Here is a 12,195-nt window from a genome sequence, read left to right on the forward strand (position 1 = left end):
CCTCCTAGATTTCTTTTGTTATTTTTCCGTTCCACTCATTCATACCCGGTAGAACGTTATAAACTTTTTTATAACCATTGTTTGCTAATAGTTGTGCTGCCAAATCAGAACGTTTCCCTGTACGGCAGATTACATAGATTTCTTCTTCTTTATCCAATTCTCCAAGGCGTGATTCTAATTCACCCATCGGAATGGACTTTGCACCTTGAATATGACCAAATGCATATTCTGCTGCTTCACGCACATCTAAAATTAAACCGTCACCTGATTCAATTTCATCAAGTGAAACAGTGTGTTCAAATGTTTTTTCCACTTCTGGTTCATTAGAGCCTTTGCGAATGTAATGATAAAGAACATCGCCTTCTTCCAATGTTCCTAGATATTGGTGTCCAACAGTACTTGCCCATGCTGCTAAATCAGCTTTAGATCCTTTGTCTGTAGCTTGAACTTCCAATACTTGACCATCTTCAAGATCCGTAATTGCTTTTTTTGTTTTCACAATTGGCATTGGACAAGCTAAGCCTTTTGCATCTAATTGGTGATTTGCTTGAATCATACATTTACCCCCCACGGTATTATTTTTAACAAAAAAATTTACGATTCTGCATTTATTATACCTGTATGGGTATAATGTTTAGCAATAAATTAGTCGTTATGGATAACGACGTTTGCAGAATACCTTTTATAAATTTCCATTGATTTAGCTTGTTGAAAATCAATTACAAGACCAATAATATACCCCCTAGAGTAAAATGTCAACCTTGTTATCTAAATTTTTATAGATGCCTATTGAAAAGTACTTAATTTAAATTATTATCCATTTTGATTTTTCTTTAAAACAAAATCAAAAAGGAGTTTCATCAAAAATGATAAACTCCCTTTTACAATAAGAAAGCATTACATATTTTTACTTTGCTGAAGAAGTTTTGATTCACCTGTACGTTCCCATTCTTCTACAGTCTCATATGCTCTTTCAGGAGAATAGCCTTTTCCGACGAGAACTCCCATGAGAATAAACTCTTGAAGGATATGTGTAGCATTTATTCCTCTCTTAACGTCTTCTAATCCTTCTTTCACTAAAAACTCTGTGTACTTTACCCATTCATCTGGAGTTCTACCAAAATAAGTTGGATTGGCCGAATTACCACCTTCTTCCGCAGCCATTGCATCTGCTTTCGTTTGGTGAATCGTTCCAAATGGATGTTCTGGAGGCGCATAAATGGTATACAACTTTAATGGCTTATTTCCAGTGTTTGTTAAATTATGCCACTTACCAGCAGGAACCATGATAGCATAATCTTCAGAAACCCTTCTTTCATAGTTCAAATTATTTTCGGTGTCACCCATTTGAACAATCCCCTGACCTTCTTCAATACGTAGAAATTGATCTACATCTGGATGGACTTCCAAACCAATGTCTTCTCCAACGCCAATACTCATCAATGTAACCTGTAAATGACTTCCGGTCCATATTGCCGTGCGAAAGTTGCGATTCCTTTCCGCAGCTTCCTCTATATTTATTACGAATGGCTGTTTCCCTTGATCTTTAAATGCCATATTTTTTGCTCTTTCTTCTATTTGCGTTGGTTGATACATACTCCCCATTTTTGTTTCTTGTGGGTAACCCCAATATATAGGCTGTTGGCGAACATGGTGCATTGGAACACTTACATAGTAATTTGGATACATATAAGGTGGATAATACATCTTCTCACTCCTCCATTATTGTCATATGTATCCTATGTACCATGCTCAATAAATGTACTTTTGTATACTGACGTTTATTAAAGTTTATCTGCAGTTTTTTTATATTATTCATTAAAGGCGCAGACAAAAATGATGGCTCCCTGTTTCCCTGTGTTAAAAATTGAACAACAACCCAACATAGAGCATAAGATAAATAAAATTTAGGTACTGGGAGGAGAACTATTTGTATTACTCTAATCCATTTCGACAAATTGATAATTACGGCGCAACAGGAGCATTAAATGCCTCCACATTAACCTTGCCTCAAATGTTGACTTATGCCCTCCAAGACGAGTATTTAGCTCAAGCAAGATACAATAATATTTTGGAAACCTTTGGATATATTCGTCCATTTGCGCAAATAAGGGATGCTGAATTAAGACATATCAATGCACTATTACCCCTTTTTTATCGCTATCAGATTCCTCTACCTGAAGATATATCGTACACATTCATTACTATTCCGGAAAACATTAAGGCAGCATACGCTACTTGTGTACAAGGTGAGATAGACAATATTTCGATGTATGAAAAATTTTTAGTCCCTAATCTTCCAAATGATGTTCGATTAGTCTTTACCCAACTGCGCAATGCTTCCATAAATCATCTAGCGGCATTTGAAAGGGGCCTTGCACGCACGAAACTAAATTGGTAACTTTTAAATCCTTTGTTAATTCACTTGTTATTGGTAAATGGATAGCTTCTTTATTAAGCAGGATCAGTCATCGTAAGTGGGATACTGTCTATTCCGTTAATGAACCACAAGTTGGTCTTGACGTAGCTTTAAATTTCCATTTACCGCTGAAAAACCTTATCAAATTATTTTAATATAAATTTTCTTGAGTAAACTATGGTAATGAATATATGTTAATATCTCAAGTTGCAAATTCCATTGATGATATAGTGTTATATCAGTTACTTTGATTATAAACATTGATTTCAATAAAAAAGCAGTTCAATTTACACACGAATGAATTGAACTGCTTATTTTTAATTGCACTCCTGTATCATAGTAGTTAATATAAACAAGTATTATTGTTCTTGTGTTAATTGTGATTTAAGTTGTTGGACTACTTCTTCTGAAGCAGGTGCAGCTGGTTGATAATATCCCTTTTGCAGTGCATAACTGTACAATGTTCTTTGACGAGATTGAATCGGTTACACTTAGTTAGACAAATATTTTAAGGTCATATAAACTTAACTCAACAATAAGTCGGAGGAGAGTCAGTCATGACCAAAAGAAAAAGAAGAACATTCTCAAAAGAATTCAAAGAACAAATCGTCCAGCTACATGCTTCTGGTAAACCAAGAGCCGAGATTATTAAAGAATACGAGTTGACACCGTTTTCTTTTGATAGATGGGTTGGCCAGTATCATTCATCTGGTTCTTTTGAAGAAAGAGACAATCGTACTCCAGAACAGGAAGAACTGATCAAGTTACGCAAAGAGAACCAAAGGCTTGCCATGGAAAATGATATTTTAAAGCAAGCCGCGCTGATCATGGGACGAAAGTAGATGTGATTCGTAATAATCGACACAAATACTCGGTATCAGCAATGTGCGAAGTCCTGCAAATTCCTAGAAGCACCTACTATTATGAGGCGAAAGAACGTGATACAAAAGAAGAAGAGGAACTAACCAAGTTAATTAAGGAAATATTCAAGGAAAATAGACGCGTCTATGGACAACGGAAAATCAAAATAGAACTTCAAAAGAAAGGCTGGCAGGTCTCTCGCCGCCGCATTGGCAGAATTATGAAAGACCAAGGACTTGTCTCTAAATACACAGTTGCCCAGTTTAAGCCTAAAAAGACAACTGTAAATGAATCTGACGTTGGCAATGTGTTAAACCGCGCATTTACCCAGGACCAGCCATTGAAAGTAGTTGTAAGTGATTTGACCTACGTTCGAGTGCGACAAAGATGGCATTATATTTGTGTGTTGGTTGATCTACACAACCGTGAAATCATTGGTCACAGCGCTGGTCGACACAAGGATGCAAAGTTAGTTCAACGCGCCTTTGCGACAGTACCATACAACTTAAATCACCTTGAATTATTCCATACAGACCGTGGAAGTGAGTTTAAAAATCAATTAATTGATGAAGCACTAATTACATTTGGCATCGACAGATCATTAAGCCATAAAGGCACGCCATACGACAATGCAGTTGCTGAAGCAACCTTTAAAACAATTAAAACAGAGTTCGTCAACGGCACAGTTTTCTCTAGTCAGGAAGAGTTGGATCTCGAATTGTTTGATTACGTCAATTGGTTTAATAACATTCGTATTCATGAGTCATTAGACTATTTGACACCAAGGGAGTACAAGCTTCAGCATCAGTTAGAACAGACCGCTATCTAACTTCAATGCGTCCACTTTACTTGGAGTGGCGGGCGTGATAGCCTTATTCGGCAAGCCAGCACGGTTTTTAATAAGCTGATGTCCTGGCAATCAAATCACGCCCGTAGAGGCTCAAAGTCAAGTGACAAACGATGCACTCTATTTTTAGGAAGGAGCATTTCATTCAACACCATAAAGCGTTTATATTCCTTAAAAATATTGTTTAGTTTAGTGTTGACATTCCACTTGAAACATTAGGCATACAGAGTTCATTTTCTAGACCAAGGGTAAGTAATGATAACCTTTAATCAGAAGCGATGTTCCACACACTTAAGTATAGAACAGCATTTCCACATAAGTGCTTCATGTCCCTAGAAGAGGCGCGAAAATGGGCTAATAAGTTTGTGACTTGGCACAACGAAATTCATCTACATAATGGCCTCCATTTCGTAACACTTACACAATGCCTTATGCCTTAATGATATATATAAAAACATATTAGCAAAACGAAGAGGGGACTATGAAAATGCGACACCTATGTTGACAAACACCAAAACAGAAAAACTTAAACTATTTGTGTCTAAATTATTGACGTAGATCCTCCAGTCTTGAAGGAGTATAACAAATAGAATTCTGAATGATTTACAAAAAAGTTAAACTAGCTTTATAATCACTTAATATTAAAATGATACGATACCCTTAATAAATTAAATTAACTAGGTTAATTAATTAAAAGAAAACTGTAACTAAAAACGTTTCTAGTCTAAACGAAGTAAGGGGTACGAATGTGAGAATCAGTGTAAGTATGTACAGCTTAAATAAAATAGTCAGAAAAGAAAAGTGGTCTGTTATCGATTTTATTGAATATGCAAATCGTATCTCTTTAGATGGGGTTGAACTCCTGGATATCTACTGGGACGATAAAGAAAAGAATATAAAAGAAGTAAAAGCTGCTTTACAAAGGTTTAATTTTCCCGTATCGGCATATGATGTAACCAATAACTTTGCCAAACCTTCTTATAATGATTGGGCAAAGGAAGTAGCTAAAATTGAAGATGGTATTCGTGTAGCCCATCAGTTAGGAACAAATATTGTTCGTGTTTTTTGTGGAGATTTACATGATGAGTTAACTTATGAAGAAGGACAAGAACGGATTGTAAAAGGCCTCCAACAAGCAGCTGTTGCCGCAAAAAGTGCGCAAATATATTTAGCAATAGAAAATCATGGTCTTTTGGCTGGTAAGAGCGAGCAAATAAAAGAGATTATTGCAAAGGTAAATAGCCCTTACGTAAAATCTACATTTGATACAGGAAACTTTTTACTTGTCCACGAAGACCCCTTAGAAGCATTTGAAAAATTAAAAAAAGAAATAGTACATGTTCATTTTAAAGATTTTAGATTAAAAACAGAAAATGAAACATTAAAAGGCTTTCATTCAATTAAAGGTATTGAATTTATAGGAACAGTACCAGGTGATGGTCAAGTAGATTTGGCTTATCTTGTTAATGGTTTAAAAGATATTGATTATAATGGGTGGCTATCAATAGAATATGAAGGTCATGATGATCCAAAGTCTTCGAATGAAGAAGCGGTTAGAAGACTGCGAAATCTAATAAAATAGAGTAGTAATAAAGTTTTTCAAAGTCTATTGAGGTTTAGAAGCAGTTGTGATAATGCTTAATAATTTAAAAAGGGTGTAGGTAATTATGTTAAAAGTTGGAGTTGTTGGTTTAGGATCCATCTCGGGACTTCATTTAAAAGCTTACGAAAAACATAAAGAAGTGGAAATAACTGCTTTATGTGATGCAAACAAAAGCAGATTAAAGGAATTGTCTGCAAGCTATGGTGTAACAAAGACATATACAAATTTTGACGATCTGCTTCAAGATGAAACAATTGATGCGGTAAGTATCTGTACTTGGAATAACACACATGCTGCAATGGCAATTGAAGCTTTAGAAGCAAATAAACATGTATTAGTAGAAAAACCATTAAGTATAACGGTTGGCGAGGCATTAGCAGTGGAAGATGCAGTAAAAAAAACAGGAAAAGTTTTACAAGTAGGTTTTGTTCGACGTTTTGGTAGAAATGAACAAGTATTAAAACGTTTTATTGACCAAGATGAATTAGGAGACATTTATTACGCAAAAGCATCCTATTTACGAAGACTTGGTAATCCAGGAGGCTGGTTTAGTGATAAATCTAAATCAGGTGGGGGCCCTCTTATCGACTTAGGGGTTCATGTGATTGATTTATCTTGGTATCTGATGGGGAAACCACGTCCGATTTCAGTAACTGGAAATACATATTATAAATTAGGAAACCGCAACAACATTGAGAACTTATCTTTTTACAAAGCTGCAGATTATGATGCTGGTAAAAACGACGTAGAAGATTTAGCAAATGCACTTATTCGGTTTGAAAATGGGGCTTCACTTTTCATAGATGTAAGTTTTACTTTGCATACATTGAAAAATGAATTTAGTCTAAAACTTTATGGTGATAAAGGTGGAGCTGAAGTAGAGCCTGAATTAAAGATTGTTACTGAAAAACATCAAACTATTTTAAACATTGAACCCCAAATTAATCAAAATAATAATCATATGGAAGAAAGATTTGAAAATGAAATAAATCATTTTGTAGCAAGTTGCTTATATGGTGAAGAGAATATTGCACCTGTTTCCGATGGAGTGCAAATCATGAAAATCTTAGATGCAGTGTATAAATCAGCAGAAACAAGCAGAGAAATCTTATTATAAATTTAATTTAAAGATTTATAATTATATTCTGCTAGATTTATATTAAACTTTTGCATAAATAAGAAACTATTCCACCGGCCCACACGTACTACAATATACAGAAAAAAAGGTGGAATCTACATGCGACAACTATTTATTCAGCAAAGGTCTTCAGCATAGTAGTAAAATTCACAATAAAAAACGAAGAGGAGATTGCTCATATTACGAAAAAACACATTTAGTTCCGTGTAGAAGTGAACGGAAAAAAGTGTTATAGATTAAGAAGGAGCTTACCTTCCTGAAGCCAAAATATACCATTGAATCAGCAGATATTGAAGTACAAGGCAGCTGGTGGGATATGAATTTTGATATTCTTCAGAATGGTGAGGTGCTTGAAACAGCGAATAAAGAATGGTTCAGCCGGGGTGACAGCTATAAAGTGCAAATTGCTGATGAAGAAATGGGAACAATTGATATTGCGATTGATTGCGTGAAAGTCGCAAAATCGTCTTCAAACGCTGGGGTAGCGTGCAGTCCACAACCGACTCTGTAATCGTCTCAATGTCACGATCCTCATTTGGGTATCCTTCCGTCTCTGCCGCATGTAAGACAGTTTCTACAACAAATTCCTCTAAATAAAAATGATCACCTTCATTTATAAAAGGTACACGTAGCCCCCTGGCTATTATTCCCACTGCTCTTGCAAAAATAATCTCTCCCCCATATAAAGAAAAATAATGATTCATCGCTAATTTCAAACTTCCTATTTTTAGAAAACCTGCGATTCATGATATAAGTAAAAATAATAATTATAATACCTGCTATTAGGCGAATTTATATGAGGGAAATTTTAGATTTACACCATACTTTTAGTATCGTCAGTAAAAACAAAAACTTTTCAAAAACTGCACAAGATCTTTATATGATTCAGGCGCTGTTAGACAGGCGATTTTCAATGTTTGTCAATATAGTTGTCGTAAATAATATCGTTAAATTCCTAACGTTTCCAACATAGCTTGAAATGTGGCTGCCCTCATTGGACTGCCATTATCGGAATGTAAGAGCAATGGTTTTCTTTGAACTTTTTCCTTTATGACGGACTTTTTAATTATATCTTCGCATGTTTTGGCAGTTCTGTTTCCCATACTTCCCAACCAACAGTTTTACGGATAAATAAATCAATAATTAAATATAGGCGATAATAAAGACCTAAAACAGGGCCATCTAGCCAAGTAATATTCATTGTCCATACTTGACTTGGTACGGTTACTATATGACTTTCAGATATTCTTTGGCTAGATTTTTTGCTTCTTCCACGATGGTGCTGCATGTTTTCTTCACGCAGTACACTATAGAAACTTGATTCAGAAGCAATGTAGATTTCTTAGTCGGCTAGCTTCGGCACAATCTGCGATGGTGATAAATCAATATATTCATTTTTCTTTACTACTTCTAAAATTTCCTGTCTTTATTTTAGTCTCTGCTGTTCTAATTTTATTTAAGGTCAGTAATCTATTTACTTATTTCATTAACTTAAATGTACCACGCCTCATGCCACTCCCCCGTTTACAAATTATTGTTATTTCTATAACATAAATAATTATTAGACGATAAGATGTTACTATTTTAACATTTGTTCTTCTTTCACCTTTTCATTAAACTCTTTTATGTTAATGACTTTGCTTGTAAGCTGTGATTGATTTGCAGCAAATGATGGGTTCTTGTTTGATCTTTTTCAATACAATAGTCGGGTTCGCCCCATCAAAACATTAACAAAGTTTATCACCTAATATTTCTAATCCATGTGCAAATGTCTGTCTTTATTATCCTATCAATCTGCCGTGCAGTATCTTCTGCTAATAAATTGGGTGCTATCTTATATGGAGTTAATTCTGCTGTAAGTGTATCGTCATATCCAATTGCAGTTAACGCCTTATACACTTCTTCCCAATTCACATCACCTGCAAACAGAGGAACAAATCCAGTAATATTTCCGACAGACATTCTGAAGTCCTTTACATGTATCTTTTTTATCCGTTTTCCTAAAGTCCGAATCCATTGTTCCGGATAGCCAAACTGCAATACATTCCCCACATCGAAATATGCACCTACATAATCAGAATCTAGTTCATCAATGTAAGTCGCCATTTCAAGTGGTGATAATAAAAATTTATTCCAGACATTTTCAATACCCATATTCACTTGATATTCTTCTGCAAAAGGTATTAGTTTCTTTAATTCTTCCTGACTTCTGTTATAGCAATCTGCATAGCACGTGCTTTCATTTACTGTACCTGGGACAACGAGTATGGTATCTAATCCCATCACTCTCGCTATTTCAATTTGTTTTTTTATTATGTTTCTTCCTTGCATTCGTATACTTTCACTTGCATCCGAAAGTGGAAAATCCCACAGTAATCCTGTGGAAAGACTGCGTAATTCTAATTGATAGGAAGAAGCTAGCTTGACGATTTCTTTGGCCTCGTTGATCGTCGTGTCTACAGTTATCCCTACATCACCAGTAGCATTTAAGTTTAATTCAACTGCATCAAATCCTGCATCTCTGCTATATTCAAATACCTTTTCCAGTGGCGTCCCTTTCGGATAGCACCACTGATTTATTCCCTTTAACATTGGATACCTCCTTATTTCAGCTTTATCGGTTCATTCTTTTCTGATGATTCATATGCTGCAATCGCAACACCTAGTGCCTTTAATCCGTCTTCTCCTGTTATCGACGGACGTTTCCCTTCACGAACTGTCGAAATAAAATCTATAATTAATTTTTTGTTCATATTATCTCCCCAAAAATCCCAATAAACCTTTTCATTGTTATAGACATTATTTTTTTGTCCAAACGCGTCAATCGTCAAAGTACCATTTGTACCAATAATTTCTAATGTTACATCGCCCCATGTAGGATAACCTTTATTTCTTGACCAGCTGCAATCCAATGTTGCAAATACATTATTATCAAATTCCATTGTCAGCATTCCACTATCATCAATATTAAGTTCTGATATTAAATTACCTACTTCAGCATATACTTCCTTAACCTCCGCCCCCATGTACCAGCGCATAATATCTACTACATGGACCGTGTGGTCAATAACCGCTCCACCACCGGATTTTGAACGGTCCGCAAACCAGCCAGCTGGATTCGTACCTCGATTCGTTGCTTTTATCGCAATCAACCTTCCTAACTGCCCACTATCAATAATTTCCTTCCCTTTCATTACTGGTGTATTAAAACGGACTGGGAATGCCATCTGTAGTATCACCTGGTGCTCATTGCATACTTCAATGATTGCTTGTGCATCTTTAAGATTATGTGCCAATGGTTTTTCACATAAAATATGTATTCCTTTTTTCGCTGCTGCTTTCACATGCTTATAATGGTTACTATTTTCAGAAGTGATGATGACCGCGTCAATCGGCTCATTTAATAGATCTTCATATTTCAAATAGTGCTTTGTATTAAATTGTTTTGCCGCTTTTATTCCCCGATTTTCATTTTCATCTGCTATTCCAGCTATTTTTACTCCTTCTAATTCTGCTAGAGTATTTGTATAACTGTATGCATGTCCATGAGCAAAACTAATTATTCCAACTCTCATTAGATAAGCTCCTTTACATTGTTATTCAACGTCACTGCTTTTCCAGTTTCAATTGATTCTAAAACTGCCATTGAAATTTCCATCGCTTTATACGCATCTGCAGCAGAAATTACGGGATCATCATTTGTTTTTATACAATGGACAAAATGCTCTAATTCTCTATAATATGAGCTTTCTTCTAAAGGACTTTCTGGCACAGCCGCTCCTCCACCTGAATTACTTTGATTCTGACCTGTTAGCACGGAGACAACCTTCGAACTATCATAATCAATAATCCCTTCCGTTCCTGCTATTTCAAACTTTGTTGTGAACTTTTGGTGTGCCCACGAACCTTCAACATGGGCAATAACCCCACTTTTATAGCGTAAAGTAACTAATGCATATTCCAATCTTTCATAAACCCTTCCTCTGCTGCTCTTAGCATATACCCGTTCCACTTCTCCAAAGCACCATCTTAAAAAATCAAAATCATGAATAAGTAGATCAAGAACCAATCCTCCACTGCTGTCATAAGCAGTGTACCAATCATTAGAAGCAACTGGGAATTTCCCGCCTCTTGATGTACGTACAACGGCCGGTTTTCCTACTACACCTTTTTCTACTGCAAGCTTTGCTTTGATATATTCGGGGGAAAACCTTACTACATGCCCAACAAATAACTTAACGTCTCTTTCACTGCAATACATTATCATTTCTTTTGCATCGGTTAAGGTTCTAGCTAAAGGTTTTTCACAAATAATATGTTTTTTATCATCTGCTGCTTTCAGAAGGAACTCTTTATGTACTGGGGTAGGTACGCAAATAGATACTGCATCAATAACAAGAGATTGCTGCACTGCTTCTTCATATGTACGGAAAGCTTTTGTGTCTAATTGGTCTGCCAGTTTAGCAGCTTTATTCAAGTCAGTGTCTACAATTCCTACTAACGATACACATTTCATTTTTGCAAAAGAACCTGCATGCATTCTTCCCATTGTTCCTGCACCAATTACTAATATGTTTAACATAGTCAATTCTCCTCTGTGCATTATGTATTTATAATAAAGCTGTCAGAACGGATGGAATGATCCGTTCTCCTTGACTTTCAAAGACTATTCATTTACTCTTGTTCTTGCGTTCAAATGCTGATTCCTGGATACTCATATAATCTTCTAAATTCATTTCATTGATTTTCTCTACATAGGTATCCCATTCAGTGAAAGGTATCTGTCTAGTAATAAATTGGTCAGCCATTTCATCAATCCAATAATGCTCAAGATTTTCTACAGCTTCCTGTGACATATCTGTATTTTCAAACCCGTTAAAACACTCTGATGTAACGAATGACGGGTAAAATCCTCCTGGATATGTGAAGTATACAGATAATTCTCCCTCAACATCAGTAAGGAATAGTTCCTTTGCTTCTTCTTGTATAAACGCATTTTTTCGTAGTCTTGAAAGAAAAAAGTAACCATCATCCGTCATGTGATAAAAGCGCTCATAATCCAAATAAACACGGTCAAATACATACATTCTTTGTCAACGTCTAATATTTCAAGCTGGTTACGGTCATGTTCTTTCATATTCGTGATAACGGATTTTTCAAGATAAGATAATCCTTTTTCCATAACTACGAGTTTTAGATGCACATTCCAACCTGCTTTTTTTCGAAATTCATCCCATCAATGATTGATTAAATTCAAGGGCAGTGTAGTTGAGTCGAGACTATTTTCATAGCATTCGTTCTTTAGAGTCTATTTACACTGGATATTT

At 35.6% G+C, this 12,195-nt stretch carries 10 protein-coding genes and 3 pseudogenes; 4 read left to right on the forward strand and 9 right to left on the reverse strand.

The window, feature by feature from the left end:
• Nucleotides 1-4: 4 nt before the first annotated feature.
• Nucleotides 5-556 (reverse strand): sulfurtransferase TusA family protein, encoded by a 552-nt coding sequence (locus FHP05_RS13395; RefSeq protein ID WP_147669150.1) that lies wholly within the window; start codon nucleotides 554-556, stop codon nucleotides 5-7.
• 341 nt (nucleotides 557-897) lie between these two features.
• Nucleotides 898-1,707 carry a cupin domain-containing protein gene (locus FHP05_RS13400; RefSeq protein ID WP_144925628.1) on the reverse strand — a complete coding sequence of 270 codons (810 nt, stop codon included), beginning with the start codon at nucleotides 1,705-1,707 and terminating at the stop codon, nucleotides 898-900.
• A 244-nt stretch (nucleotides 1,708-1,951) separates the two neighbouring features.
• Here FHP05_RS13400 and FHP05_RS13405 point away from each other — a divergent pair.
• Nucleotides 1,952-2,401: pseudogene (locus FHP05_RS13405) on the forward strand (ferritin-like domain-containing protein); the annotation flags it as partial.
• A gap of 377 nt (nucleotides 2,402-2,778) precedes the next feature.
• On the opposite strand, the pseudogene FHP05_RS15610 reads toward FHP05_RS13405, so the two are convergent.
• A pseudogene (locus FHP05_RS15610) lies at nucleotides 2,779-2,898 on the reverse strand (spore coat protein); the annotation flags it as partial.
• 78 nt (nucleotides 2,899-2,976) lie between these two features.
• On the opposite strand from FHP05_RS15610, the gene FHP05_RS13415 reads away from it, so the two are divergent.
• The 3 genes from FHP05_RS13415 (at nucleotide 2,977) to FHP05_RS13425 (ending at nucleotide 6,847) form a co-directional block, all read left to right on the forward strand.
• A protein-coding gene (locus tag FHP05_RS13415) for an IS3 family transposase (protein WP_147669153.1) occupies nucleotides 2,977-4,109 on the forward strand; the annotation gives its coding sequence in 2 pieces (ribosomal slippage) (nucleotides 2,977-3,226 and nucleotides 3,226-4,109; 1,134 coding nt in all).
• A gap of 766 nt (nucleotides 4,110-4,875) precedes the next feature.
• Nucleotides 4,876-5,709, forward strand: a complete 834-nt coding sequence (locus FHP05_RS13420) for a sugar phosphate isomerase/epimerase family protein (RefSeq protein WP_147669156.1) — start codon at nucleotides 4,876-4,878, stop codon at nucleotides 5,707-5,709.
• Nucleotides 5,710-5,794: 85 nt separating this feature from the next.
• Nucleotides 5,795-6,847 carry a Gfo/Idh/MocA family protein gene (locus FHP05_RS13425; RefSeq protein WP_147669159.1) on the forward strand — a complete coding sequence of 351 codons (1,053 nt, stop codon included), beginning with the start codon at nucleotides 5,795-5,797 and terminating at the stop codon, nucleotides 6,845-6,847.
• 395 nt (nucleotides 6,848-7,242) lie between these two features.
• Here the strand turns inward: FHP05_RS13425 and FHP05_RS15410 are convergent, their stop codons facing one another.
• From FHP05_RS15410 to FHP05_RS13455, 6 genes and pseudogenes are all read right to left on the reverse strand, one after another.
• Complete coding sequence (locus FHP05_RS15410; RefSeq protein WP_191126355.1) at nucleotides 7,243-7,572, reverse strand: hypothetical protein; 330 nt, start codon at nucleotides 7,570-7,572, stop codon at nucleotides 7,243-7,245.
• 362 nt (nucleotides 7,573-7,934) lie between these two features.
• A complete protein-coding gene (locus FHP05_RS13435; protein WP_147669162.1) occupies nucleotides 7,935-8,156 on the reverse strand; it encodes a hypothetical protein in 222 nt (73 codons plus the stop codon).
• A 452-nt stretch (nucleotides 8,157-8,608) separates the two neighbouring features.
• Nucleotides 8,609-9,460 (reverse strand): sugar phosphate isomerase/epimerase family protein, encoded by an 852-nt coding sequence (locus FHP05_RS13440; protein ID WP_147669165.1) that lies wholly within the window; start codon nucleotides 9,458-9,460, stop codon nucleotides 8,609-8,611.
• 11 nt (nucleotides 9,461-9,471) lie between these two features.
• Nucleotides 9,472-10,443, reverse strand: a complete 972-nt coding sequence (locus FHP05_RS13445) for a Gfo/Idh/MocA family protein (protein ID WP_147669168.1) — start codon at nucleotides 10,441-10,443, stop codon at nucleotides 9,472-9,474.
• Nucleotides 10,443-11,450, reverse strand: a complete 1,008-nt coding sequence (locus FHP05_RS13450; protein ID WP_147669171.1) for a Gfo/Idh/MocA family protein — start codon at nucleotides 11,448-11,450, stop codon at nucleotides 10,443-10,445. Before FHP05_RS13450 ends, FHP05_RS13445 begins: the two co-directional genes overlap by 1 nt.
• Nucleotides 11,451-11,850: 400 nt before the next feature.
• Nucleotides 11,851-12,146: pseudogene (locus FHP05_RS13455) on the reverse strand (IS4 family transposase); the annotation flags it as partial.
• Between the last annotated feature and the right edge of the window lie 49 nt (nucleotides 12,147-12,195).

Origin of the sequence: Cerasibacillus terrae, from assembly GCF_008039555.1 — a bacterium.
Classification (GTDB): Bacteria; Bacillota; Bacilli; order Bacillales; family Amphibacillaceae; genus Cerasibacillus; species Cerasibacillus terrae.

Excerpts from the sequence above, each read along its gene's own strand:
- FHP05_RS15410 (WP_191126355.1), bottom strand. The coding sequence starts at position 7,572 with ATGAATCATTATTTTTCTTTATATGGGGGAGAGATTATTTTTGCAAGA.
- FHP05_RS13395 (WP_147669150.1), bottom strand. The coding sequence starts at position 556 with ATGATTCAAGCAAATCACCAATTAGATGCAAAAGGCTTAGCTTGTCCA.
- FHP05_RS13425 (WP_147669159.1), top strand. The coding sequence starts at position 5,795 with ATGTTAAAAGTTGGAGTTGTTGGTTTAGGATCCATCTCGGGACTTCAT.
- FHP05_RS13400 (WP_144925628.1), bottom strand. The coding sequence starts at position 1,707 with ATGTATTATCCACCTTATATGTATCCAAATTACTATGTAAGTGTTCCA.
- FHP05_RS13450 (WP_147669171.1), bottom strand. The coding sequence starts at position 11,450 with ATGTTAAACATATTAGTAATTGGTGCAGGAACAATGGGAAGAATGCAT.
- FHP05_RS13440 (WP_147669165.1), bottom strand. The coding sequence starts at position 9,460 with ATGTTAAAGGGAATAAATCAGTGGTGCTATCCGAAAGGGACGCCACTG.
- FHP05_RS13445 (WP_147669168.1), bottom strand. The coding sequence starts at position 10,443 with ATGAGAGTTGGAATAATTAGTTTTGCTCATGGACATGCATACAGTTAT.
- FHP05_RS13435 (WP_147669162.1), bottom strand. The coding sequence starts at position 8,156 with ATGCAGCACCATCGTGGAAGAAGCAAAAAATCTAGCCAAAGAATATCT.